This is a genomic window from Rhodopseudomonas palustris BisB18, from assembly GCF_000013745.1.
GTDB classification, from domain to species: Bacteria; Pseudomonadota; Alphaproteobacteria; order Rhizobiales; family Xanthobacteraceae; genus Rhodopseudomonas_A; species Rhodopseudomonas_A palustris_F.
In genome coordinates, this window is the sequence record NC_007925.1 from 1,869,310 (window position 1) to 1,894,184 (window position 24,875).

The 24,875-nt window shown below is 64.6% G+C and carries 18 protein-coding genes; 12 read left to right on the forward strand and 6 right to left on the reverse strand.

The features are described 5' to 3' along the window. Positions 1-266: 266 nt before the first annotated feature. Positions 267-659, forward strand: a complete 393-nt coding sequence (locus RPC_RS08625; RefSeq protein ID WP_415914837.1) for a GlcG/HbpS family heme-binding protein — start codon at positions 267-269, stop codon at positions 657-659. 504 nt (positions 660-1,163) lie between these two features. Then, positions 1,164-2,171 (forward strand): S41 family peptidase, encoded by a 1,008-nt coding sequence (locus RPC_RS08630; protein WP_011472187.1) that lies wholly within the window; start codon positions 1,164-1,166, stop codon positions 2,169-2,171. A 159-nt stretch (positions 2,172-2,330) separates the two neighbouring features. On the opposite strand, the gene hpnH is transcribed toward RPC_RS08630, so the two are convergent. Beyond that, the gene (gene hpnH, locus RPC_RS08635; RefSeq protein ID WP_011472188.1) at positions 2,331-3,482 is read right to left on the reverse strand and encodes an adenosyl-hopene transferase HpnH; all 1,152 of its coding nucleotides are present in this window, start codon (positions 3,480-3,482) and stop codon (positions 2,331-2,333) included. 41 nt (positions 3,483-3,523) lie between these two features. Continuing rightward, positions 3,524-4,468, reverse strand: a complete 945-nt coding sequence (gene ispH, locus RPC_RS08640; RefSeq protein WP_011472189.1) for a 4-hydroxy-3-methylbut-2-enyl diphosphate reductase — start codon at positions 4,466-4,468, stop codon at positions 3,524-3,526. Positions 4,469-4,750: 282 nt separating this feature from the next. Here ispH and RPC_RS08645 point away from each other — a divergent pair, with 282 nt between their 5' ends. The 7 genes from RPC_RS08645 (at position 4,751) to RPC_RS08675 (ending at position 17,505) form a co-directional block, all read left to right on the forward strand. Next, positions 4,751-7,339 carry an MMPL family transporter gene (locus tag RPC_RS08645; protein WP_011472190.1) on the forward strand — a complete coding sequence of 863 codons (2,589 nt, stop codon included), beginning with the start codon at positions 4,751-4,753 and terminating at the stop codon, positions 7,337-7,339. Between the two features lie 564 nt (positions 7,340-7,903). Next, complete coding sequence (gene hpnO, locus RPC_RS08650) at positions 7,904-9,295, forward strand: aminobacteriohopanetriol synthase HpnO (protein WP_011472191.1); 1,392 nt, start codon at positions 7,904-7,906, stop codon at positions 9,293-9,295. Between the two features lie 335 nt (positions 9,296-9,630). Then, the gene (locus tag RPC_RS08655) at positions 9,631-10,803 is read left to right on the forward strand and encodes a M20 aminoacylase family protein (RefSeq protein ID WP_011472192.1); all 1,173 of its coding nucleotides are present in this window, start codon (positions 9,631-9,633) and stop codon (positions 10,801-10,803) included. Between the two features lie 118 nt (positions 10,804-10,921). After that, positions 10,922-11,419, forward strand: a complete 498-nt coding sequence (locus RPC_RS08660) for a ferritin-like domain-containing protein (protein ID WP_011472193.1) — start codon at positions 10,922-10,924, stop codon at positions 11,417-11,419. Between the two features lie 449 nt (positions 11,420-11,868). Continuing rightward, a complete protein-coding gene (locus RPC_RS08665) occupies positions 11,869-12,672 on the forward strand; it encodes an ImuA family protein (RefSeq protein ID WP_011472194.1) in 804 nt (267 codons plus the stop codon). Next, positions 12,569-14,170, forward strand: a complete 1,602-nt coding sequence (locus RPC_RS08670; RefSeq protein WP_041801581.1) for a Y-family DNA polymerase — start codon at positions 12,569-12,571, stop codon at positions 14,168-14,170. The genes RPC_RS08665 and RPC_RS08670 overlap by 104 nt, the downstream gene beginning before the upstream one ends. Continuing rightward, positions 14,167-17,505, forward strand: coding sequence for an error-prone DNA polymerase (locus RPC_RS08675; RefSeq protein WP_011472196.1), 3,339 nt, complete (start codon positions 14,167-14,169; stop codon positions 17,503-17,505). Before RPC_RS08670 ends, RPC_RS08675 begins: the two co-directional genes overlap by 4 nt. Before the next feature lie 28 nt (positions 17,506-17,533). Here the strand turns inward: RPC_RS08675 and RPC_RS08680 are convergent, their stop codons facing one another. Next, positions 17,534-19,918: a putative bifunctional diguanylate cyclase/phosphodiesterase gene (locus RPC_RS08680; protein ID WP_011472197.1), complete on the reverse strand. Its 2,385-nt coding sequence runs from the start codon at positions 19,916-19,918 to the stop codon at positions 17,534-17,536. Continuing rightward, entirely contained in the window at positions 19,915-20,715 is an 801-nt protein-coding gene (locus RPC_RS08685) for a PstS family phosphate ABC transporter substrate-binding protein (RefSeq protein WP_011472198.1), read from the reverse strand. The genes RPC_RS08680 and RPC_RS08685 overlap by 4 nt, the downstream gene beginning before the upstream one ends. A 506-nt stretch (positions 20,716-21,221) precedes the next feature. Between RPC_RS08685 and RPC_RS08690 the strand changes: the two genes are divergently transcribed. Further along, entirely contained in the window at positions 21,222-21,503 is a 282-nt protein-coding gene (locus tag RPC_RS08690) for a hypothetical protein (protein ID WP_167532044.1), read from the forward strand. 353 nt (positions 21,504-21,856) lie between these two features. Here RPC_RS08690 and RPC_RS08695 read toward each other — a convergent pair whose 3' ends face one another. Continuing rightward, on the reverse strand, positions 21,857-22,636 hold the full coding sequence (locus tag RPC_RS08695) for an enoyl-CoA hydratase (protein ID WP_011472201.1): 780 nt from the start codon (positions 22,634-22,636) through the stop codon (positions 21,857-21,859). Between the two features lie 100 nt (positions 22,637-22,736). Continuing rightward, positions 22,737-23,399, reverse strand: a complete 663-nt coding sequence (locus RPC_RS08700) for a hypothetical protein (RefSeq protein ID WP_011472202.1) — start codon at positions 23,397-23,399, stop codon at positions 22,737-22,739. Positions 23,400-23,644: 245 nt separating this feature from the next. On the opposite strand from RPC_RS08700, the gene RPC_RS08705 reads away from it, so the two are divergent. After that, on the forward strand, positions 23,645-24,190 hold the full coding sequence (locus tag RPC_RS08705) for a sigma-70 family RNA polymerase sigma factor (RefSeq protein ID WP_011472203.1): 546 nt from the start codon (positions 23,645-23,647) through the stop codon (positions 24,188-24,190). Between the two features lie 2 nt (positions 24,191-24,192). Next, complete coding sequence (locus RPC_RS08710) at positions 24,193-24,831, forward strand: NrsF family protein (protein ID WP_041801585.1); 639 nt, start codon at positions 24,193-24,195, stop codon at positions 24,829-24,831. The last annotated feature ends 44 nt before the right edge of the window (positions 24,832-24,875 follow it).

The window sequence follows — 24,875 nt, forward strand, 5'->3', positions numbered from 1 at the left end:
AACGCCGCCCACGTCATGACGGCGGGCTGTCGGTTGGCCGAATAGAATTCAGGCGGGCCTGTCGGGCTGCCGACAGCATTGATGGCAATTTGGCCTAGCTTCGCGGCTCGGCGATGAGACCTTCCAAGATGGTGAGGTCTTCGTCAACGCAACCGCGGTTAGGAGAATGCCATGATGAGAATCGCACTGGGACAGCAGCCCTCATATTTTGCCTGTCCTCTGCGGCTATCGCTGCCGACGCCACCAAGCTCTACCTTCCCGGCGATATCACCCTCGCTCAGGCCGAAAAGGTGATCGCGGTCGCCAAGGCGGCGGCCGTGAAGCAGGGCACGCTCATGAACATCGCCGTGGTTGACGCCGGCGGCAATCTGAAGGCTTTCGCGCGCATGGACGGCGCGTTTCTCGGCAGCATCGACGTCTCCATCAAGAAGGCCAAGACGGCGCGGATGTTCAACATGTCGTCGAAGGAATTCGGCGACCTGGCGCAGCCGGGCGAGCCGCTTTACGGCATCGAGGTCACCAATGGCGGCCTGGCGGTGTTCGGTGGCGGCCAACTGATCCGCGATAAATCCGGCACCATCATCGACGCGATCGGCGTCAGCGGCAGTTCGGTCGAAGACGACATGGCCACCGCCGAAGCCGGCGCCAACGGGCTTTGAGGAGCCAGCGCGGCATGCGGCGTCTCGCTTCGCCACCGGTCCACGATCGTGGAGGCTACCAAAAGAAAAGCGCGGCTCGCGGCCGCGCTTTTCGATCGTTATGCGAAACCTGATGACCGCGGCTCAGGCCGCGGTCGAGGCCTTTGACTGCTTGGCTTCGGCGGCCTCGTCGCGGCGGATCTCCGACAGCCGCTTCTCGACCTCCCACTCGATGTTTTCTGGCGGCATCGGCCTTCGTCGAACGATAGAATACGGGTGACCAATTGGTTTGCCGACAGCAAGCTCGGCGGTTTGGTCTAACTTTGCATTTGCGTTGAGACGTCCGAAGAGGGGCGTTGATGCGTTGGGTTCACGAAGACCGCGCCGATCGCTTTGGATTGCGATGGCGGCTTGCGCCCCGAAGCGGAAATCGCGTTCGCCACAGATTTGTCCGAAACCTCGCACTCACTGTTGCGCACTTGATAAGTTACGCACTTGATAAATTGGGTCGAACGCAACCGAGAGATGCAGATGCTGGACCGTCGCTCGTCATTCCTGATCGCCTGCTTCGCGACAGTTTCCACGCTTGTGGCGGCGCCGTCGATGGCCGTTGCCGAGGTTGTTTCCGGTCCGACGCAAGCCATGTCCTTGGATCAGACAACGGTCAGGAAGGTGATTAGCGGCATCGCTGTGGAGCTGCGCGAAGGTTATGTGTTCGCGGATAAGGGGGTGCAGGCTGCGGATGCGTTAGAGAAAGCATTGGCAGGGAACGCCTATGCCGGCTTGACCGATAAAGCCCAGTTCGCTCTGCGACTGACTGAACAACTCCGGGCGATCACCAAGGACAGTCATATGAGGGTGATCTTTGGCTCTCCGTTCCGCAACCAGCCTCCGCAGGCCGCGCCTCAGGGTGCCGGTTTTGAGGTGAAACGATTGGACGGCAATATCGGATACATCCACTTGTCGCGGTTCGTGCCCCCCGAAATCTTCAATCCGGCGGCCAACGACGCCATGCGCAGCGTCTCCGATACCGACGCGCTTCTCATCGACATCCGGGACAATGGCGGCGGACACCCGGCATCTGTCGCGTACTTTGTCAGTTTCTTCCTCGATCCGGACAAGCGCGTTCATATCAACGACCTCATCTGGCGCAATCGTGGCACATCGACTTTCAGAACGGAGTCGTTTTGGAGTTCGCCGACGCCGGTATCCTATCTTGGCAAGCCCGTCTATGTGCTGGTGGGCTCAAAGACCTATTCGGCGGGCGAGGAGCTTGCCTACGATTTGCAGGTGCTCAAGCGCGCGACCGTGGTCGGCGAACAAACCCGCGGGGGAGCGAACCCGGGCGGTCTGACTGACCTCGGTTCCGACATCTTCGTTGTCGTGCCGACGGGCAGGGCTGAAAACCCGACCACGGGCAGCAATTGGGGGGGCGTCGGCGTGCGTCCTGACGTTCAGGCCAAGCTTGAGACCACACAGGAAACTGCCGTGGCTCTGGCGAAGGGGCAGCCAGCAGCGCCGTTGGCGAGATAGCGGAATGGTGTGGCCCATCGGGCCACGTTTTCGGCGGCGCCTTAACCACGCGTAGTACGCGTTTCCGCCATATCGCCAGGCATATCGACTACTTTACTAAAAAAGCGCGGCTCGCGGCCGCGCTTTTTCGATCGTTATTCGAAACCGGATGACCGCGGCTCAGGCCGCGCTCGAGGCCTGTGACTGCTTCACTTCGGCAGCCTCGTCACGGCGGATCTCCGACAGCCGCTTCTGCACCTCTGACGAGTAGATGTACTGCGCTGGCCGCTGCTTCGACAGATCGATCTCCGGCGCCATCGGTCCCGCGGTGCGGATGCCGCGGATCGACACCCACAGCGCCTTCAACGGATTGACCAGCGAGGCATTCGCCGCGGTCGGCTCGTAGCCGCAATGCGCCATGCAGTCGGCGCACTTTTCATACTTGCCGGTGCCGTAGCTGTCCCAGTCGGTGGTCTCCATCAATTCCTTGAAGGTCGCGGTGTAGCCCTCGCCGAGCAGGTAGCAGGGCTTCTGCCAGCCGAAGATATTGCGCGCCGGCATGCCCCAGGGCGTGCACTCGTATTCCTGATTGCCGGCGAGGAAATCCAGGAACAGCCCGGAATGCATGAAGTTCCACTTCTTGCCCTTGCCGAGCGCAAAGACGTCGCGGAACAGCTTCTTGGTCTTGGTGCGGTTGAGGAAGTGTTCCTGATCGGGCGCCCGCTCATAGGCATAGCCCGGCGACATCGACACCCCGACACCGAGTTCGGTGGTGAAGTCCATGAACTTGGCGATGTCGGCGGCGGAATGGCCGTCGAACACCGTGGCGTTGACGTTGACGGTAAAGCCCTTGGCCTTCGCCGCCTTGATCGCCGACACCGCGCGGTCGAACACGCCCTCCTGCGACACCGCCTTGTCATGGTGCTCTTTCATGCCGTCGAGATGCACCGAGAAGAACAGATAGGGCGACGGCTCGAACAGATGCAGCTTCTTCTCGAGCAGCAGCGCGTTGGTGCACAGCGAGACGAATTTCTTACGCTCCACCAGGCCGCGGACGATTTCGCCGATCTCCTTGTGGATCAGCGGCTCGCCGCCCGGAATCGCCACCATCGGGGCGCCGCATTCCTCGGCGGCATCCCAGCATTCCTGCGCGGTCATGCGGCGATTGAGGATGGCGTCGGGGTAGTCGATCTTGCCGCAGCCGACGCAGGCCAGATTGCAACGGAACAGGGGTTCGAGCATCAGCACCAGCGGGTAGCGTTTGCGGCCGAGCATCTTCTGCTTGATGAGATAGCCGCCGATCCGCAGCTCTTTGAAAAACGGAATTGCCATAAGTCGTTTTTTCTTTCCTGGAACCAATTTCAAGGCGTGCTTCAGGCCGGGGCTAATTCGGCCGGCAGCAGAAACTCGATGTTTTCTTCCCGCCCGGGCAGCACCGACACCACCACCGGTCCGATCCGCCGCAGCGCTTCGATCACGTCGTCGACCAGAACCTCCGGGGCCGATGCGCCGGCGGTGATGCCGACCGCTTTGACGCCTTTCAGCCAGTCCGGATTGAGTTCGCTGCCGTCGGCGATCAGGTAGCTCGGAATTCCAACTTCGGTGCCGATCTCACGAAGCCGGTTGGAATTGGAACTGTTGGTGGCGCCCACCACCAGGATGAGATCGACCAATTTGGACAGGTCTCTTACCGCGGATTGCCGGTTCTGTGTCGCATAGCAGATATCCCGGATGTCGGGTCCCTGGATGTCGGAAAACCGCTGCGCCAGCGCGGCGATGATGTCCTTGGTGTCGTCGACGCTGAGCGTGGTCTGGGTGATGTAGGCCACCGGGGTGTCGGCCGGCAGCGTCAGCGCGGCGACGTCCTCGACGTTCTGCACCAGCAGCACGGGCCCGGGGACCTGGCCCATGGTTCCCACCACCTCGGGATGGCCGGCGTGCCCGATCAGGATCAGGGCGCGGCCCTTGGACATATAGCGCTTGCCCTGGTTGTGCACCTTGGTGACCAGCGGGCAGGTGGCGTTGAGCACCGGAAGCCCGCGCGCGGCGGCCTCTTCCTCGACGCTGCGGGCCACCCCATGAGCGCTGAACACGGTGACCGCCTGGGGCGGAACCTCAGACAGGTCCTCGACAAAGATCGCGCCCTTGGCTTTCAGGCTTTCGACGACGTATTTGTTGTGCACGATTTCGTGTCGCACATAGACCGGCGGGCCGTATTTCTCCAGCGCGCGTTCCACGATTTCGATTGCGCGGACCACGCCGGCACAGAATCCGCGCGGCTGCGCCAGAAAAACCTCAAGGGGACGAACATTATACAAGGGCACCGTCCTGATTTGCGCGTGCGGTGAAAACTAAGCGGTCAACCTTACCACGGTACGGCTGGTATGGTCTGCCGTCGACATATACGGTCCCCGCCACGATTCAACGCGGTTGGCAACCGAGCCTCAAGCGATTAATTCGGCAGCAACGATCCTCCCGATCGTCTTAGGCCATTTTGTCGCATCATTGAAGGCAAGAGTTGGCGGCGCCGGATCGGCTGTCGGAACTGCGGATAGATCAGGCGCATTTTAGGCTGGCCGAGAGCAATAGAAAGAGAAAAAGTGCTGACAAGTCTTGTCGTATCCATTGTCAAAGCTTGCACCCGCTTCGCCGCTTTTACTGTCCTGATCGCAATAATCCTTGCGATCGCCGCGGGCGTGTACACCGCGCGGAACTTCGGCATCAACACCGACATCAACCGGCTGATTTCCCCGGATCTCGACTGGCGCAAGCGCGACATCGCATTCGACAAGGCGTTCGACCAGGAGCGCTTGATTCTGGCGGTGGTGGACGCCCCGACGGCGGAATTCGCCAATGCCGCGGGGAACGCGCTCACCGAGCGATTGTCCACCAATCACAAGGACTTCGACTCCGTGCAGCGGCTCGGCGGCGGGGCATTCTTCGAGAAAAACGGGCTATTGTTTCTGCCCACCCAGGAAGTCGGCGAACTGACCGGCCAGTTCCAGGCGGCGGCGCCGCTGCTGGAAATCATGGCCGGCGACCCCAGCCTGCGCGGCTTGACCGGCGCGCTGGAAACCGGCCTCGCCGGGGTGAAACGCGGCGAGGTCAGCCTCGATGGCACCGCAAAGCCGTTCACCACCATCGCCGAAACCATCGAAACCGTTCTTAAGACCGGCACCGGGTATTTTTCCTGGCGCGGGCTGGCCAGCCCGACCCCTTTGACCGACAGCGATCGCAGAGCCTTCATCGAGGTCAAGCCGGTGCTCGACTTCCAGGCCCTGCAGCCCGGCAAGACCGCGACCGACGCGATCCGCCAGGCCGCCGAGGATCTCAATCTCGCCGGCGTGTACGGCGCCCGGGTTCGGTTGACCGGGCCGGTTCCGATCGCCAACGAGGAATTCGCCACCGTTAAGGAGGGCGCGCTGGTCAACGGTGTCGGCACCGTGGCGGTGGTGTTGTTGATCCTGTTCCTGGCGCTGCACTCGCCGAAGATCATCTTTGCGGTGTTCGTCAATCTGATCGTCGGGCTGTCGATCACCACGGCGGTCGGCCTGATGATGGTCGGCTCGCTGAACCTGCTGTCGATCGCCTTTGCGGTGTTGTTCGTCGGGCTCGGCGTCGATTTCGGCATCCAGTTCAGCGTTCGCTATCGCTCGGAACGCTACAAGAGCAACGACCTGCGCATCGCGCTGGTGAAAGCCGCGGAATATTCCGCGATTCCGCTGTCCTTGGCGGCGATGGCGACCACCGCGGGCTTTCTGTCCTTCCTGCCGACCGACTACAAAGGCGTCTCCGAACTCGGCGAGATCGCCGGCGCCGGCATGGTGATCGCGTTTCTCTCCAGCATCACCGTGCTGCCGGCGCTGCTCGATCTGCTCAATCCGGCCGGCGAAAAAGAACCGCTCGGCTACGCCTTCCTGGCTCCGGTCGATCATTTTCTGGAGACGCATCGGGTCGGCATCGTCGGCGGCACCATCCTGATCGCGGTGCTCGGCCTGCCGCTGTTGTACTTCCTGCATTTCGATTTCAACCCGATCAATCTGCGCAACCCCAAGGTGGAATCGATCGCCACTTTCCTGGATCTGCGCAAGGATCCCAACGCCGGCGCCAACGCCGTCAACGTGATGGCGCCTTCCGTCGAGGCGGCGAAACAGGTCGAAGCCAAGCTGCAGAAGCTGCCGCAGGTGCTGCGGACGATGTCGCTCGATAGCTTCGTGCCGGACGATCAACCGGCGAAACTCAAGCTGATCCATGACGGCGCCAAGATCCTCAATCCCGCGCTCAATCCGGATTCGGTCGACCCGGCGCCGTCGGACGCGGAGAATGTCGCGGCGTTGCAGAGCACGGCCGACAATCTCCGCAAGACCGCCGGCGAGCAGACCGGCCCCGGCGCGCAGGCGTCGCGACGGCTGGCGGACGCGCTCGGCAAGCTGGTGGCGGCGGATCAGGCGACCCGCGACAAGGTGCAGACGGTGTTCGTTGCGCCGCTGCAGCTGGCGCTGGAGCAGTTGCGCAGTCTGCTGCAGGCGGCGCCGGTGACGGTGCAGAACTTGCCGGCCAGTCTGGTGTCGGCCTGGACCACCAAGGACGGCCAGGTGCGCGTCCAGGTGCTGCCGCAGGGTGATCCGAACGACAATGATACGCTGCGCGCCTTCGCCGGCGCGGTGTTGTCGGCGGCGCCGGATGCGGTCGGCGGGCCGGTGTCGATTCTGAAATCCGGCGACACCATCGTGTCGGCGTTCATTCAGGCCGGGCTGTGGGCGCTGTTGGTGATCGGCTTGTTGTTGTGGGTGTGCTTGCGCCGGATCGGCGACGTGCTGCTGACGCTGGTGCCGCTGTTGGTCGCCGGCGCGGTGACGCTGGAAATCTGCGTGCTGATCGACCTGCCGCTGAACTTCGCCAACATCGTCGCGCTGCCGCTGATGCTCGGCATCGGCGTGGCGTTCAAGATCTATTACGTGACGGCGTGGCGTGCCGGCCACACCAACCTGTTGCAGTCTGCACTGACCAGGGCGATCTTCTTCAGCGCGCTCACTACGGCGACCGCGTTCGGCAGCCTGTGGCTGTCGAGCCATCCCGGCACCGCGAGCATGGGCAAGTTGTTGGCGCTGTCGCTGCTCACCACGCTGGCCGCCGTGCTGCTGTTTCAGCCGGCGCTGATGGGAAAGCCACGACATCCCACGGATTAGGCAGACGTCGCCGACTGGGCCGACTCGCCAGCGGTCGCGACTGCCCCCTTGTGATCACGGTGAACGGAGGCCGTTGTGATGGGTGATCGGAGTTGGCTCCCGTGTCGGACGGAGCCGTGGGTGTCGCTTGGCGAGACGTCAACGCGCCTGTCTCGGAGTGGGCCGCATTTACCTCTCGGCCGACGCCGGCTGGGTCGATTTGGATCACACAAAATCCGCCCGGCCAGCTTCGGCTGCCCTTGTTTTGCCGGATCGGCATTGTTCTTATCTGTTCGGCCCGGTATCGTTTTGCAGACGTCAGCTCCCCACATGCTCGCGTTGCAGTCAGCGACTCAAGGGTTGCGAGGCCGTCTTCAGCTTCCAGTCATCCGTCGGAGCGGCGGCGAGCGCGGGGCCACGTTGCAAGTCAAAGAAGCTCCGAAACAGGTCGAAGTCCGCATCTTATTCCATGGGCTGTGCAACATTTGTTCAGACCCGCGACCCCTAAACTGTGGTAGATCAGTCAAAACGCCGCATCCGGCGTTTTCAGTTGACGACCTGCCCATCAACCGAAGTATGTAGCTGATGGCCTATCCGAATTTAGACGTATCCCAGATGTTCGCGGATCGGGAGGCGCAGCGCAGTTCCATGCACGCGCGCCATCTCAACGAACAACTCGTGAGAGTACTGAAGACCATCGGCTATGATGTCGGCTTCCAGCGCGGGTCCGGGCAGTATCTGTTCGATCGCGACGGTGCACGGTACCTGGATTTGCTGAGCGGGTTCGGGGTATTCGCGATCGGGCGCAACCATCCGGTGCTGCGCCAAGCGCTGAAGAGCGTGCTCGACGCCGAGATGCCGAATCTCGTGCAACTCGACGTTTCCACTTTGGCGGGCATATTGGCCGAGCGATTGCTCGAATACATGCCGTATCTCGACAAGGTGTTCTTCGCCAATTCCGGCGCCGAGAGCGTCGAGGCGGCGATCAAATTCGCCCGCGTCGCCACCGGCCGGACCGGCATCGTCAATTGCGAACACAGCTATCACGGCCTGACCTACGGCGCGTTGTCGCTGACCGACGACCAGAATTTCCAGGGCGGCTTCGGGCCGCTGTTGCCGGGCGTCACCACGGTCCCGTTCAACGATCTCGAAGCGCTGGAGAAGGTGCTGTCGACCCGCGAGATCGCAGCCTTCATCGTCGAGCCGATCCAGGGCAAGGGCGTCAATATGCCCAGCGACGAGTTCCTGCCGGGCGCGGCTGCGCTTTGCAAACGTTACGGCACGCTGTTCGTCGCCGACGAGATCCAGACCGGGATCGGCCGCACCGGCCGCTTCCTTGCGGTCGAGCACTGGAACGTCGAGCCCGACATGGTGCTGTTGTCGAAGTCGTTGTCCGGCGGTCACGTGCCGGTCGGCGCGGTGCTGACGCGCAAGTCGATCTTCGACAAGATCTTCAACCGGATGGATCGCGCCGTGGTGCACGGCTCGACCTTCGCCAAAAACGATCTGGCGATGGCCGCCGGCATCGCCACGCTCGAGGTGATGAAGCACGAGAAGCTGGTGGAATCCGCCGCCAAGCGCGGCGCCGAACTGCGGCTGGCGCTGACCCGCATGGTGCCGGGCTATGAACTGCTCAAGGAAGTCCGCGGCAAAGGATTGATGATCGGCGTCGAGTTTGGCCCGCCGAAATCGCTGCGGCTGAAGGCGTCGTGGACCATGCTGGAGACCGCCAACAAGGGGCTGTTCTGCCAGCTGATCACCGTGCCGTTGTTCAAGGATCACAAGATCCTGACCCAGGTGTCGGGCCACGGCAGCCACACCATCAAGCTGTTGCCGTCGCTGACCATCACCGAAGACGACTGCAAGTGGATCGAGACCTCGTTCGATTCGGTGATCGCCGACAGCCACAAGGTGCCGGGCGCGATCTGGTCGCTCGGCAAGACGCTGGTCGACAACGCGGTGCGCAAATCGGCCTGAGCCGATTGCGGCTGCGGCTGTCATCAGCGTTGGTTTTCCGCAGAGCTACAGCTCGCAACAACTGATGGGTCGTCATCCTGAGGAGCCCGGCGAAGCTCGAAGAGCGAAGCCGGGCGTCTCGAAGGATGCGGCTACGCTTGCCTGCGGCGCATCCTTCGAGGCCCTCGCGTTGCTCGGGCGCCTCAGGATGACGCCGTGCTTGGAGCGAGGTCGTACTTGGAGAGGCGCGACGCCTCTGCATGAGGCGTGCTTGTAGCGAGACGCGTGGCTGCCTTGGGTCGGCGGCGCAGCCGTGTTAATGGTAACGGAGCCTGGAACCAGTTGGAAAGCCTCTCATGCCCGTGATCAACCGCGTCGCCGATCTGCAGCCTGACATCGTGGCCTGGCGCCGGGATCTTCATGCGCATCCGGAACTGATGTACGAGGTGCATCGCACCGCGGCCTTCGTGGCGGACCGGCTGCGCGAATTCGGCTGTGACGAGGTCGTCACCGGCATCGGCCGCACCGGCGTGGTCGGCGTGATCAAGGGCCGCAAGCCGGCTGACGGCAGCGAGGTTCGCACCATCGCGCTGCGCGCCGACATGGACGCTCTGCCGATCACCGAAGCCAACGATCTGCCCTACGCCTCGCAGACGCCCGGGCTGATGCACGCCTGCGGCCATGACGGCCACACCGCGATGTTGCTCGGCGCCGCGCGCTATCTCGCCGAGACCCGCAATTTTGCCGGCGACGCCGTGGTGATTTTCCAGCCGGCCGAGGAGGGCGGCGCCGGCGCCGCGGCGATGATCGCGGACGGGTTGATGGAGCGCTTCGCGATCGACCAGGTCTACGGTATGCACAACGGCCCCGGCCTGCCGGTCGGCTGCTTCGCGCTGCGGCAGGGACCGATCATGGCTTCGACGGATTCCATCGACATCAAGATCAATGGCGTCGGCGGCCACGCCGCGCGGCCGCACAAATGCGTCGATTCGGTGCTGGTCGGCGCGCAGCTGGTCACCGCGCTGCAATCGATCGTGTCGCGTAGCGTCGATCCGCTGGAGTCCGCGGTGCTGTCGATCTGCGAGTTCCACGCCGGCAATGCCCGCAACGTGATTCCGGCGTCCGCGGAGCTGAAGGGCACCGTGCGTACGCTCACTGCGGACGTCCGCGACCTCGCCGAACAGCGGGTGCGCGAGGTGGTGGCTGGCGTCGCCACGATGACCGGCGCCACCATCGATTTGGTCTATGATCGCGGCTACCCAGTGCTGGTCAACCACGCGGCGCAGACCGAAGCGGCCAGCCGCGTCGCCCGCGCCATCGCTGGCGACGGCAACGTCCACGACATGCCGCCGCTGATGGGCGCCGAGGATTTTGCCTATATGCTGGAAGCCCGCCCGGGCGCCTTCATCTTCGTCGGCAATGGCGACAGCGCCGGGCTGCATCACCCGGCCTACAATTTCAATGACGACGCCATCGTCTATGGAACATCCTATTGGATCAAGCTGGTCGAGACCACGCTGGCGGCCTGAGCTGCCGGATGAGTCGGTTGGCAGACAGATAATCGGTGGGCCAAGTAACAGGAACGATGATCTTCACTTTGCGTTGAGGCACGGGACTACCCCGCCTCATCGCACAATGGAGTTCAACATGCCGACCAAGGACAAGGGCCTCAACGATCTGTTCCTCGATACCCTGAAGGACATCTACTTCGCCGAGAAGCAGATCCTGAAGGCGTTGCCGAAAATGGCCAAGGCCGCGACCTCCGACAAGCTGCGCGCCGCGTTCGAAAAGCACCACGGCGAAACCGAAGGCCAGATCGAGCGCCTCGAGCAGATCTTCGAACTGCTGGACAAGCCGGCGCGCGGCAAGACCTGCGACGCAATCATGGGCATCCTCGACGAGGGCAAGGAGATCATGGACGAGTACAAGGGCACTGAAGCGCTCGACGCCGGCATGCTCGCCGCCGCCCAGGCCGTGGAACACTACGAGATCTCGCGCTACGGCACTTTGAAGCAGTGGGCCACCCAGCTCGGGCTGAAGGACGCCGCCCGTCTGCTCGACCAGACCCTGCAGGAAGAAAAGAAGACCGACCAGTCGCTGACCACGCTGGCTGATTCCGCGATCAATCTGGCGGCCGCAGCGTAAGCGAAGCGCTTCTCTGAGGCGCAGTCATCATGCGTCGTTGAAAGGAAGAGCGCGCTCCTCTTTGCGGGGGGCGCGCTTTCTTTGTTTGACCAGTGCAACCAACGTTGCGACCACGTTCCACATAGCCAACTCTCTCAAGAAGCGTGCCCCGGACGCAGCGCACTGCGCCGCACTTGCGGCGTGGTGCGCTGCAGAGCCGGGGCCATTACAGAACGCGGCATTCGTAACGGTCCCGGCTCTCTCGCAGCGCAAGCGCGCTGCGCTGCGTCCGGGACACAATGCTTCTCCATTGCATTGATTTCGTTGCCGAAAAAACTTCTTCGCGGCGCTGCGTACGATCCCGATTGACTCCTCGGCCGGGGTTAGCTTTATATTAGAACATATCATGAACAAATGAGCCAGGCGCAGGTTCATCCAAAACCTGGCAACGGCAACAAAGGAGCGAGCGCATGACCAGCGCGCGCCTGAGCACGCTTGCGCATTTGCGCGGCGACATCGAACGGATCGAGAGCCAGAGCGAGGCGCGGGCGTTGCCGCGCGCGGCGCTCGGCCATGCCGAGGCCGACGCCGCGCTGCAGGGCGGGCTGGCGCTCGGCGCGCTGCACGAGGTGTTCGCACATGAAGGCCGCCACGTGGCCGCGGCCACCGGCTTCATCGCCGGCTTAGCAAGCCGGGTCAGCCCGCGGCGGCCGCTGTTATGGGTGCGGCAGGATTTCGCCGAGCTGGAATCCGGCGCGCTGTCGCTGCGAGGCTTGAGCGAATTCGGGCTCGACCCGCGGCTCGTCGTCACCGTGCGCGCCGCCGATCTCGACAGCGCGCTACGCAGCGCCGCCGATGCCTTGGCCTGCGACGCGCTGGGCTGCGTGGTGCTGGAAATCTGGGGCGAGGCCAAGCCGCTCGATCTGGTCGCCAGCCGCAAGCTGACGCTGGCGGCGCGCGGCTCCGGCGTCACTGCGCTCATGCTGCGGGTGGCGGCGACGCCGACCGCCTCGACCGCGGAGACCCGCTGGATCGTCCGCGCGGCGCATTCGCCGCCGGCCCCGCGCTGGCAAGCCTCCACTCAACCGTGGGGCGCGCCGCTGCTCGACACCGAACTTGTCCGCAACCGTCACGGCCCGAACGGCCGTTGGATCATGGAATGGAAATGTGATGCGTGCGTTTTCCATGACGCGGCGGATCCTCAGCCTGTGGCTGCCGCGATTGCCGACCGACCGCCTGCGCCGAAAGCCGTCGCGCAGCGCCGCGCCGGCTGACGCTGCGCCGGCCGGCGTCCCTTGGGTGGTGGTCGCAAGGCTTGCCAACGCGCTGCAGATTGCGGCGCTGGATGACGCCGCCGCCAAGGCTGGGCTCGACATCGGGCTGCCGCTGGCCAATGCGCGGGCGATCTGTCCCGACCTCATGGTGTTCGACGCCGATCCCGCAGCCGACGCCCATGCGCTGGAGAGCATCGCCGCGTGGTGCGACCGCTTCACGCCGCTGGTGGCGCTGGATGCTCCCGACGGGCTGCTGCTCGATATCACCGGCTGCGCGCATCTGTTCGGCGGCGAGGCTTTGATGCTTCAGAGCGTCAGCCGCGCGCTGACCGTGCAGGGCTTTGCGGTGAGTGCTGCGATCGCCGGCACCGCGGTCGCCGCACGCACGCTCAGTCGCTATCAGCATGGCTGCATCGTGAGCGTCGGCGGCGAAGCCGACGCCGTCAGCGCGCTGCCGGTGGCGGCACTTGGTGCCGATCCCGCGATCAGCCATGGCTTGCGCCGCGCCGGGCTGAAAACCATCGGCGAGGTGGCGACGCGGGCGCGGCCGGAGATCACCGCGCGGTTCGGCGCCGCCTTCACCAGCCTGCTGGAGCAGGCGCAGGGATTGCGCGACGCGCCGATCAGCCCGCGCCAGCCGCTGCCGGACTACATCGTGGAGAAACGCTTCGCCGAGCCGGTGGCGACCGACACGGTGATCGCGACGACGCTGTCGGCGCTGGCGTCGACGCTGGTCGAAGCGATGACCCGCCACGGCAAGGGCGCGCGGCAACTCAAGGCCAGCTTCTTTCGCAGCGACGGCGCGGTGCGCGCGGTCGACGTGCAGACCGGCCAGCCGGTCACCAAGGCCGTGGTGATCGATCGGCTGTTTCGCGAACGGCTCGACGCCATCGCCGATCCGCTCGATCCCGGCTTCGGCTTCGATCTGATCCGGCTCTCCGCAAGCCAGACCGAGATCGTGGTGCAGCAGCAGCGCGACCTCGACGCGAACGTTCACGACAATGATGAGTTGTCGGCGCTGATCGACCGCATCGCCGCGCGGATCGGCGGCCGCCGCGTCGTGGTGCATCTGCCGCGCGACAGCCACATTCCGGAAGACGCCGCGTGGGCTTCGAGCGCGCAGCAGCATCTCGTCGAAGCCGCGCAGGCGGCATGGCCGGCGCGGATCGCCGGCGAGCCGCCGCTGCGGCCGCTGCGGCTGTTCGCGCATCCGGAGCCGATCAAGGTGATCGCCGAAGTGCCGGACGGCCCGCCGGCGCGGTTTCGCTGGCGCCGCGTTAGCCACGCGGTGGTCCGCGTCGAAGGCCCGGAGCGGGTGGCGATGGAATGGTGGCGGTCTGACGCAGCACTACTGACGCGGGACTACTTTCGCGTCGAGGACGAAACGGGCCTGCGGTTCTGGCTGTATCGCGACGGCTTGTATGAGCGCGAACTCAGCGCAGACGAGGAGGGCGAGTCGGCGCGGCCAAACTGGTTCATGCATGGGCTGTTCGCATGACGCCCGTCTATGCCGAGATCGGCATCACCACGAATTTCTCCTTTCTGCGCGGCGGCTCGCATCCGCAGGACTACGTGCAGCAGGCCTCTGAATTGCGGTTGCCGGTGATCGGGATCGCCGATCACAACACGCTCGCCGGCGTGGTGCGGGCCTATAGCGAATTGCGCAACGAGCGCCTCGCGCACAAGCCGCGGCTGTTGATCGGCGCGCGGCTGGTGTTCATCGACGGCACGCCGGACATTTTGGTCTATCCGCGCGACCGCGCCGCTTACGGCCGGCTGTGCCAGCTGTTGACCCGCGGCAAGCGCGCCGCCGACAAGGGTGAATGCCATCTAGGTCTCGACGATCTCGCGGAGTTCGCCGAAGGCCAACTGCTGGTGCTGGCGCTGCCGCATCGCTTCGAGGACGCCGAAGCCGGCCGGCTGCTGGCGCGGCTGCAGGGCTTTGCCGCCGACGGCGTCTGGCTGGCGGCGAGCCTGCTGTATCGCGGCGACGACCGCAGGCGCCTGCAGCGGCTGCAGCAGCTCGCGGCGCAAGCAAGGCTGCCGCTGCTGGCCACCAACGAGGTGCTGTATCATCACCCGGCGCGACGGCCGTTGCAGGACGTGCTGAGCTGCGTGCGCGAGAAGCTCACGCTGGAGAGCATCGGCACAAGGCTCGAGGCCAATGCCGAGCGGCATCTCAAGCCGGCGCAGGAGATGGCGCGGCTGTTTCGCGATTGCCCGCAGGCGATCGCCGAGACCATGCGGTTCGCCGCGCGCATTCAGTTCTCGCTCGATCAGTTGCAATATCAATATCCCAACGAGCCGGTGCCGGCCGGCAAGACCGCGCAGCGGCATCTGGAGGATCTGACCTGGGCCGGCGCCCACAAATATTTCCCGCGGGGCATCTCGCCGCATCTCAAGAAGACGCTGCGCAAGGAATTGCGGCTGATCCGCAAATTGCGCTACGCGCATTATTTCCTCACCGTGCACGACATCGTCTGCTACGCGCGCTCGCAGAACATCCTGTGCCAGGGTCGCGGATCGGCGGCGAATTCCGCGGTGTGCTACGTGCTCGGCATCACCGCGGTCAATCCGATCGAGATCGATCTGCTGTTCGAACGCTTCATCTCCAAGGAGCGGCTGGAGCCCCCGGACATCGACGTCGATTTCGAACATTCGCGGCGCGAGGAGGTGATGCAATACATCTATCGGCGCTACGGCCGCGACCGCGCCGCGATCATCGCCACGGTGATCCACTATCGCCCGCGCTCGGCGATCCGCGACGTCGGCAAGGTGTTGGGGCTGACCGAGGACGTCACCTCGGCCTTGGCCGATACGGTGTGGGGCAGTTGGGGGCGTGGCCTCAACGAGATGCAGGTGACGCAGGCCGGGCTCGATCCGCGCAATCCCTTGATCGCCCGCGCCATCGATCTCGCCAGCGAGTTGATCGGCTTTCCGCGGCATCTGTCGCAGCATGTCGGCGGCTATGTGCTGACGGAGGACCGGCTCGACAGCTACGTGCCGATCGGCAACGCCGCGATGGACGACCGCACCTTCGTCGAATGGGACAAGAACGACGTCGACACCTTGAAGATGATGAAGGTCGATGTGCTGGCGCTCGGCATGTTGACCTGCATCCGCAAATGCTTCGACCTGATCGATGCGCACAAGGGCGAACGCTGGGCGCTCGCCACCGTTCCGCGCGAAGTGCCGGCGGTCTACGACATGCTGTGCCGTAGTGAATCGCTCGGCGTGTTTCAGGTCGAGAGCCGCGCCCAGATGAACATGCTGCCGCGGCTCAAGCCCCGCCAATTCTACGACCTCGTCATCGAGGTCGCGATCGTGCGGCCCGGCCCGATCCAGGGCGACATGGTGCATCCCTATCTGCGCCGGCGCAACGCCGAGGAGCCGGTGTACTATCCGTCGCCGTCGCCACAGCACGGCGACAAGGACGAACTTCGCAAGGTACTGCACAAGACGCTCGGCGTGCCGCTGTTCCAGGAGCAGGCGATGCGGATCGCGATCGAGGCGGCGAAATTTTCTCCGGAAGAAGCCAATGGACTACGCCGGGCGATGGCGACGTTCCGCAACGTCGGCACCATCGGCAAGTTCGAATCCAAGATGGTCAACAACATGATTTCGCGCGGCTATGATCCGGTGTTCGCGAAAAACTGCTTCGACCAAATCAAGGGATTTGGTAGTTACGGCTTTCCGGAAAGCCACGCCGCGAGCTTCGCACAATTGGTCTATGTGTCGTCCTGGCTGAAGCACTTTCATCCCGACGCGTTCTGCTGCGGCTTGTTGAATTCGCAGCCGATGGGATTTTATGCGCCGGCGCAGATCGTGCGCGACGCGCGGACAAACGGCGTCGAGGTGCGCGCGGTCGATGTGTCGTTCAGCTTCGGACAGAATACGCTGGAGGAACGCTGCGGGCGCTATCACGCGCTGCGGCTCGGCTTCCGCCAGATCGACGGTTTTCGCTGCACCGATTCTGACGCCGCCCATCTGCGGCTACAAGTCGGCCGGCCGGAAGTGGAGGATTGGGCGGCGCGCATCGTCGAAACCCGGCGCCGGCAACGCTTCGTCTCGCTGGAACAGTTCGCGCGTGCGACCGCGTTGCCGAAGCGGGCGCTGCTGCTGCTCGCCGAAGCCGATGCGTTTCGCTCGATCGGGCTCGATCGTCGTGCGGCACTCTGGGCGGTGCGGCGACTACCCGACGACGTGGCGTTGCCGCTGTTCGAAATAAGCGCCGCGCGCGAGCAGCCGGATGAAGCGGCGAGGCCGTTGCCGCAGATGCCGCTCGCCGAGCACGTCGTCGCCGACTATCAGACCATCCGGTTGTCGCTGAAGGGCCACCCGATGGAATTTTTGCGCGCGATGTTCGATCGCGAGCGCGTGGTGACGTGTGCCGCGGTGTCGGCGCTGCGTCGCAACGGACCGCGCAGCCGCTGCGCCGGCGTGGTGCTGGTGCGGCAGCGGCCGGGCAGCGCCAACGGCGTGGTGTTCATGACGCTGGAGGATGAGACCGGCATTGCCAACGTCGTGGTGTGGCCGCAGGTGCTGGAGCAATTCCGCAAGGAAGTGATGGGCGCGCGGCTGCTGCTGGTGGAGGGAAAAATCCAGGCGAGCCCGGAGGGTGTCGTGCATCTGGTCGCGGAAAGGCTGATCGATCGCAGCTACGAGATGGCGCGGCTGTCGGACAATCTGCGCACCCGGCCGGCGCTTCCCGCAGGCGCGGCGCTGATCGAACCGCTCAACGACGATCGCCGCGACCACGCCGACAACCCCGCGCAAAAAATTCGCCACCCGCGCGACGTCCGCATCTTGCCGCCGTCGCGGGATTTTCGCTGAGAGAATTATGGCGTCGCGCCGCGCGACCTCAGCCCACCGCGGCGCGCGCAGCCGTCTCGAATCCCGCGCCGGCCCGCCGCTCGACCTTGCCGTCGAACGCGCGGGCGAAGTCCAGCGCGGTCGCGGCCACCGTCGGCCGCGCAAAGAAGAAGCCCTGCACCACGTCGCAATCGAACTCGAGCAGAATATCGACTTCCTCGGCGCGCTCGACGCCTTCCATCACCAAGGTCATGCCGAGGCCGCGGCCGAGCGCAATGACGCCTTGCAGCAATTTGCGGCTGCGCTCGGAGCCGGCGATGCCGTCGATGAACACCCGGTCGATCTTCAGCTTGTCGAACGGCAACTGGGTGAGATAGCCGAGCGACGAATAGCCGGTGCCGAAGTCGTCCAGCGCCAGCGTGACGCCGAGCCGCTTCAATTGCATCAACACGTTGCGGACCCGGCCCTCGGCGTGGTCGGCGAGCAGGCTCTCGGTCAACTCCAGGCACAACAGATGCGGCGGCAGCCCGGTGTCCTCGAGCACGCGGACCACGTCGCTGACGAAGTCGGTATGCCAGATCTGCGCTGCGGAGACGTTCACCGCGATGTCCCGCGGCGGCTCGCCGGCATCGAGCCAGCGCTTGGCCTGGGTCGCGGCTTCACGCAGGATCCAGAGTCCGAGATCGCAGATCAGGTGCGAGCTTTCCGCGAGCGGAATGAATTCCGCCGGCGAAATGCTACCGAGCGTCGGATGGCTCCAGCGCATCAACGCTTCGAATCCGGCGACGCGGTCGCTCGAAAGTTCGATCTGCGGTTGGTAATGCACCGACAGCCCGACATTGTCGGTGATCGCCGCGCGCAGATCGCGGCTCAGCGCCATCTTGTGCTGCACCGCCGCGCTCATTCCGGCTTCGAAGAATCGGTAGCGGCCGCGGCCGTCTTCCTTGGCGCGGTACAGCGCCAGGTCGGCGCTGCGCAGGATCTCGTTGAGAGTGCTGCCGTCGCGCGGAATCATCGCGATGCCGATGCTGGTGCTGATCGCGGCCTCGCCGCGCTCCAGTGCGATCGGCCCGGCGATCGCCGCCAGCAACGTAGTCGCCAACTGTTCGATTTCGGAACGCGGGGTCGGATGGCTCAGCACGATGGCGAATTCGTCGCCGCCAAGCCGGGACAGGAAGTTGCCCGGCCCCAACGCCTGCGAGATCAGCTGCCCGATCTTTCGCAACAGTTCGTCGCCGGCGCCGTGGCCGAGCGTGTCGTTGATTTCCTTGAAGCCGTCGAGATCGAGCAGCAGCAGCGCGGCGTCAGACCCGGTTCGTCGGTTGCGGACCATCAGCTCGCTGATCTCAAGATGAAATAGGCTGCGGTTGGCGAGACCGGTGAGCGGATCGTAGTAAGCCAGCTTCTCCAACTGCGCCTCGGCGCTCTTGCGTGCGGAAATGTCCTGGATCGTTCCGGATAAGCCGATGATGCCGCCGTCGGCGTTGATCATCGCCTTGCTGGTGATCGCCAGGTCGCCGATCGAGCCATCGCCGCGTTTGACCTTGATGTCGACGCTGTTGACCAATCCGGTCCGCATCACTTCGGCCTGCGCCTGCTGCAGCCGGCGGGCGCTGTCGCCGACATAAAGCGCCGTCACCGCGTTCCGCTCGGGGCGGAAGCTCTGCGGATCGTAGGCCAGCAGCTGATAGATCTCCGGGGACCACCATAATGTTTTGTCGCCGAGCCGGAAACTCCAATCGCCGATCTTGCCGAGGTGCTGGGCTTCGAGCAACTGCTCCGAGCGCTGCCGCAGCATCGCCTTGGTCGATCGCAACGCCTGCTCGCGCTCCATCAACTCGTGGTTTTGCTGTTCCAGCGCGGCATTCTTGTCAACGATCATGCGGTGGGCGCTATCGAGTCCCTCGAGCGCCCGGTCCAGCACGCGAAACGGGAAGATGCGGATCGTGGCGTAGGCACAGAGCGCCAGCAACAGGCTGAGCAGCGTCGCAATGCCGAGGCGCTGGATCATCGAATCCAGCGGCACCGTGAATTCGACCCTGCCGATGGAGACCCCGGCCACGGAGATCGGGACCGTCCGCGTCATCGTGGCATAAGCGGCCACGGCGTCCTCGGAAAGCACCACCTTGCCGGCCTGATCGATCACCCGATAACGCCCGGCGTTGTCCGGCAATTCCGTCAACCGAATCAGCTCGGCGATCCTGGCAGTCTGATACTGCCACAATTGAGAATGCTGATAGATATATTGCGCGACCCGGCTGGCGCTCAGTTTCGCGCGAAACGACGCGTGGGTTTCTTCATAGCGATAGTCGATCAAACCGTAACCCAAAGGCGCCAAGATGGTGATCGCGGCGACCAGCGACAACGCAATCGCATTCACCGTCCTGCGCAGCGCCCGCACTTTGGTGTCGATCTGCGATACGTCATCGCTCATCGCCGCGCCGCCAGATTGCCGGTTTCGCGAAGCAGCCGGTCGCCCTCGGCGGAGCGCATGAAGGCGATAAAGCGTTCGAGCGCCGGCTGTTCGCGCAACGGAAATACCAGATAGATATCCTTGCCGTAGGGGTAATCGCCGCGCTCGAAATTCTCCAGTGTCGGCGCGACGCCGTCGATCGACAGAAAGCGAAGCCCGGGCTGCTCCATCAACAGCTGGGTCAGCGTCACCACCGCGAGCGAGCCGGCGATCCGGCTGGCCATGGCGACGTTGTCCTGATCGGTCGCCGCCAGCGGGACCTCGCTATGCCGACGCAACTGCTCGACCGCAGCGCCCAGCCTGGGAAACGTGCTGTCCATCAGGCCTGCGTCGACCTCGCTGCGTGGCCGCAAGACCACCCGGACCGGGGTGCCGTCCGGCCATTTGGATTGAGGGTCGGCGAACAACCCGGCGATGTCGTTGCTGCGAATGTTGCCCGGGTTCGGCTGCGAACTCACCAGCCCGAACGGCGTCCGGGCAAACAGCACGGTGGTCAGCGGATGTGCGGCTTCCTTGGCGTTGGCCGGCCGTCCGGTGATGGCGAAGTCAAGCGAGCCATCGATCACCGCCGCGATCGCCCCGGCGCTTCCCAGGCTCGGAATGAACTCGAGCTTGCTGTCCGGCTGCTCGGCGCGGTAAGCGGCGCCGAGCCGTTGCATGGCGCGCGCCATTGATCCGGTCCCCCCGGTGCGAAGCAACTCGGCGCCGGCCGGACCGACGATCGCCGTCGCGATCAGCACGCTGAGCGCACCGAGCATGACGATGCTCCGGCCGATCCATCGCCGCGCGGCGCGCGCCCGAGAGCTGGCCGATCGATTCGCCTGTCGCATCGGAGAACTCACGAAACCGTGTTTGCGCAATAGCCGTGCCGACGCGTCTTGGCGTCCAGCGCGGGCGAAATTGCGCGTCAACGACTAATTTTGCACAAACCTATTGCCTGGTATCACTACGCGGAACGAGGCCGCGTAAAACTACCAGTCGCGTGAGCGCTGCGGACCGGCTGCAAGTTGCACGATGGCAGGCTGTGGCGGCGTATCGTGTCGTTGCAGCCGGATGAGTGCTTGGAAGCGCTGATGATCGATGCCGGTGACGGGCGCTACGTCGCGAAATGCACACGGCCGTCAATGCGACAGCAATCTGACGGGCCTTCGCGACAAATGACCGCATTCCGAGTTTGACTTGGGTCAATCGTCGCCGTCTGAGAACATGCAACTTCTATAGCATGGCAACCTTGCTCGTTTATCGCTGTCCGGAAAGCGGACTCATGACCCAGACCTGGGTCACTATCGACGCGCCCACCGGCGATCGGCAGTCCTATGAAGCCGTGTTCTGTCTGGCCTGTGCGAAGCAGCATTTTATCTGCACTGCAACCGGGCGCGCCTTGGGCGATAATAACTCTCGTCCGACCTCGCTCCATGGACCGGCTTTTCCGCCCAAGCAGATTCGGCTTTGCCACGAGCGCGCGGCGCCGTCGATCGACGTCGAAGCCAACCTCACCGACATCGTTCCTGCGATGCCTGCGGGATATCTGCACAAGGCGCACTAGAGCCTGATCGCAACGGCGATCCGCGACCTCATCAACGGCGGGCTACCGAGGACGGTTGGGATCGTCGCGACTTATCAGCTGATCAATTTAGCTGATCGAAATCAGCAGTCATTGCGAGTTCGAAGAACGCGCAAGTCCGCAATCCAAATCGGCTGCGGTCCTTGTGCATTCCGGGCTGGCTCGCAGCCAACGCTGCTCGCGCCCGGAATGAGGGACTGGGAATCGTCAAGCGATCGAACCGACGAAAACTGTCCGGAGCAGGATGCGGTTTCTTCGAATCGTCATCCTGCGCGGGCTTTTTGATTGAGCATGACCGTTTCCGAAAATCGGGATCCAATTTTCGGGATCAGGCTCTAACGGTTACGGATTTGCGCCGGGCGCTTTTCGATGAACGCCGCCATGCCTTCGGCGCGGTCGTCCAGCGCGAAAGTCGCCCGGAACAGATCGCGCTCCACCTGCATGCCCTCGGCAAGCGTAGTTTCGAAGGCGCGGTTCACCGCGCGCTTCGCCATCTCCGCGGCCGGCTGCGACATCGCCGCGATCTTCTCGGCGGCGTCCATCGCCTCGTCCATCAGTTTGTCCGCCGGCACGATGCGGCTGACCAGGCCGGCGCGCTCGGCTTCGGCGGCGTCCATCATCCGCCCGGTGAGGCATAAATCCATCGCCTTGGCTTTGCCGACCGCGCGGGTCAGCCGCTGCGTGCCGCCGATCCCCGGAATGGTGCCGAGGGTAATTTCCGGCTGGCCGAATTTGGCGGTCTCGGCGGCGATGATGAAGTCGCACATCATCGCCAATTCGCAGCCGCCGCCGAGCGCGTAGCCGGAGACCGCCGCGATGGTCGGCTTGCGGCAAGTGGCGACGCGGTCGCCGCGGATCGCGGTGAAATCGGCGTTGAACATGTCGATGAAGCCCTTCGGCTGCATCTCCTTGATGTCGGCGCCGGCGGCGAACGCCTTCTCGCTGCCGGTCAGCACGATGCAGCCGATCGCGGCGTCGGCTTCCAATTCGTCGATCGCCAGCGCGATCTCGCCCAACACCCCGAACGACAACGCGTTGAGTTGTTTCGGACGATTGAGCCGGATCAGGCCGACTGCGGCCTTGCGTTCGACGATGATGGATTCGTAGCTGTTCATGGGACACCGCGCTGCTGGATGATGCCGCGCAATGTGCCCGCTGCCGGGGCCCGCTTCAAGGCCCCGCCAACCGGCCGCGCCGGTCGACGAGGCGCGGCGTTCAGGCGATGAACATCCGGGCCGCCGAGGCCACCGTCAAAAGCCCGCCGAACGCGATGAAGATCTTGCCGATCAACGAGGTATTGCCCCACAGCGAGTCGTCATTGCTGGCTTGGGTGGCGGTTTGTTGCGGCGCGGGCTCGGCGCTCTTGCCGATGGTCGTTGCCACGCCCGGCGCCGGAGCCTGTTCGACATTGGCGGCGAGGTCGACATCGTTGATCTGATCGGGGGCCACCACGGCGGCAGCGGGCGCCGCGGTAGCCTTGGCGGCGTCCTGCCTGGCGGCTTCGGCCTGGGCGAGCAGGGCGCTCGGCATGTCGGCGGCCGCAGCCGGCATTTCCGCATGGGCGTTGGCCACCTTGGCCGGAAGCGGAGCTCCATCCTCGGCATCGGCGGTGACGTTGGTGAGCGCGTCGGCATTGCTGCCGCCCTTGCTGAGGGCGGTGGACTTGGGCTTGGCGGCGTGGCGCGCCGCCGGGGCGTGTTTGGCCGCGTGGTGCGGCTTGGCCGGCTTCTTCAGCGACAGCGGCTTGCCCACCGCTGTCTTGTCGTTGCTCGCGGTCTGCGAACCGGGCGCGGCGTCGGCCGTTACCGGCGGCACGCCCCATCCCCACATCCACACCGTCGTGGCCACAATCAATGCGAAGCGCCCGCTGGCCTTCATGACATCTCTCCAGTTGCCAGTCCCGGAGCGAAAAGAGACGCTTGGCGTGTTCTCAAAGGGGCAAAAACAAGGGGATTGTTCGCCGCACCGCGGCAAAACCAGGGCAAGATGAGATAGCAGTCGAACCAGCCGGTGCGATCGGTTCGAAACTACCTTTCTCCGTGGCCTGAGATCACGAGGCCGTGATCTTGCGCGGCGGGCGTAACAAATCAGCGATCCGTACGAATTGATTTTCAGGAGCCTGCGTGCAGGGACGTGACGAGGAATGGACCGGGTTGATGCGGTCGGCCAACGCCGGCGACAGCGCGGCCTATCATCGTCTGCTGAAGGCGGTCACGCCGGTGCTGCGCGCCGCGGCGCGTCGCGGTCTGGCCCGCGCCGGCCAGCCGATCGATCAGTCCGAGGACATCGTGCAGGATATTCTGTTGGCCGTGCACCTGAAGAAACACACCTGGGACGCCAGCGCGCCATTCGCGCCGTGGCTGTTCGCGATCGCCCGCAACAAGCTGATCGACGCGCTGCGCCGCCGCGGCCGCCGGGTGTTCGTCAATATCGATGATTTCGCCGAGACGATCCCGAGCGCGCCGGCCGCCGAAACGCTGCCCACAAGCGAGATCGCCAGCCATCTGGAGACCCTGCCGGCGCGGCAGCGCGACGTGCTGCAGGCGATCGCGGTCGACAGCGCATCGATCAAGACCACCGCGGCCAAGCTCGCGATCACCGAGGGCGCGGTGCGGGTCGCCCTGCATCGCGGCCTGTCGCGGCTCGCCAGCAAATTGCGGACGGAATGACCATGGACACCGACCGACTGATCGCAACGCTCGCCGCCGACAACGGCTATCCGGCCCGCCCGCCCGGGCCAACCCTGGCGATCGCCGTGCCGGTGGCATGGGCGGCGTCGCTGGCGCTGTTGCTGGCGACGCTCGGCCTGCGCCCGGACTTCATGCAGGCGTTGCGCAATCCCTTATTCGATTTGAAGTTCGTGGTGACGCTGGCGTTGGCGCTCGTGGCGTTGGCGCTCGCGCTGCAGGTGTCGCGGCCGCAACAATTGCCGCGGCGCTGGTTCGGGCTGTTGCTGGTTCCGGTGGCGCTGCTGGCGCTCGGCATCGCCGGCGAGGCGCTGGCGCCGCCCCCCACGCCGGCGCTGCTGCGGCTGATGGGCCACAACGCGCTGTTGTGCATGGCGTCGATCCCGGCGTTGTCGCTGCCGCTATTGGCCGCGGCGCTAATCGGGCTGCGTCAGGGCGCGCCGGCGCGTCCGGCGTTGGCCGGCGCGATCGCGGGGCTGTTGTCGTCGGGGCTGGCGGCGGCGCTCTACGCCGCGCATTGCATCGACGACTCGCCCTTGTTCGTGGCGACCTGGTACACTTTGGCGGTGGCGCTGGTGACGTTGCTCGGCGCCGCGATCGGCGCGCGCGTGTTGCGTTACTGATCCGCGACGATTGTTCCGGATGTCTCGCGCCTTCGGTCGACGCC

Bases quoted from the DNA above. Each gene is read 5' to 3' on its own strand.
- RPC_RS08710 (WP_041801585.1), top strand. From the start codon at position 24,193: ATGGACACCGACCGACTGATCGCAACGCTCGCCGCCGACAACGGCTAT.
- RPC_RS08690 (WP_167532044.1), top strand. From the start codon at position 21,222: ATGACCCAGACCTGGGTCACTATCGACGCGCCCACCGGCGATCGGCAG.
- RPC_RS08675 (WP_011472196.1), top strand. From the start codon at position 14,167: ATGACGCCCGTCTATGCCGAGATCGGCATCACCACGAATTTCTCCTTT.
- RPC_RS08655 (WP_011472192.1), top strand. From the start codon at position 9,631: ATGCCCGTGATCAACCGCGTCGCCGATCTGCAGCCTGACATCGTGGCC.
- RPC_RS08695 (WP_011472201.1), bottom strand. From the start codon at position 22,636: ATGAACAGCTACGAATCCATCATCGTCGAACGCAAGGCCGCAGTCGGC.
- hpnH (WP_011472188.1), bottom strand. From the start codon at position 3,482: ATGGCAATTCCGTTTTTCAAAGAGCTGCGGATCGGCGGCTATCTCATC.
- RPC_RS08630 (WP_011472187.1), top strand. From the start codon at position 1,164: ATGCAGATGCTGGACCGTCGCTCGTCATTCCTGATCGCCTGCTTCGCG.
- RPC_RS08685 (WP_011472198.1), bottom strand. From the start codon at position 20,715: ATGCTCGGTGCGCTCAGCGTGCTGATCGCGACGGCGATCGTCGGTCCG.
- hpnO (WP_011472191.1), top strand. From the start codon at position 7,904: ATGGCCTATCCGAATTTAGACGTATCCCAGATGTTCGCGGATCGGGAG.
- RPC_RS08680 (WP_011472197.1), bottom strand. From the start codon at position 19,918: ATGAGCGATGACGTATCGCAGATCGACACCAAAGTGCGGGCGCTGCGC.
- RPC_RS08670 (WP_041801581.1), top strand. From the start codon at position 12,569: ATGCGTGCGTTTTCCATGACGCGGCGGATCCTCAGCCTGTGGCTGCCG.
- RPC_RS08665 (WP_011472194.1), top strand. From the start codon at position 11,869: ATGACCAGCGCGCGCCTGAGCACGCTTGCGCATTTGCGCGGCGACATC.
- RPC_RS08700 (WP_011472202.1), bottom strand. From the start codon at position 23,399: ATGAAGGCCAGCGGGCGCTTCGCATTGATTGTGGCCACGACGGTGTGG.
- RPC_RS08660 (WP_011472193.1), top strand. From the start codon at position 10,922: ATGCCGACCAAGGACAAGGGCCTCAACGATCTGTTCCTCGATACCCTG.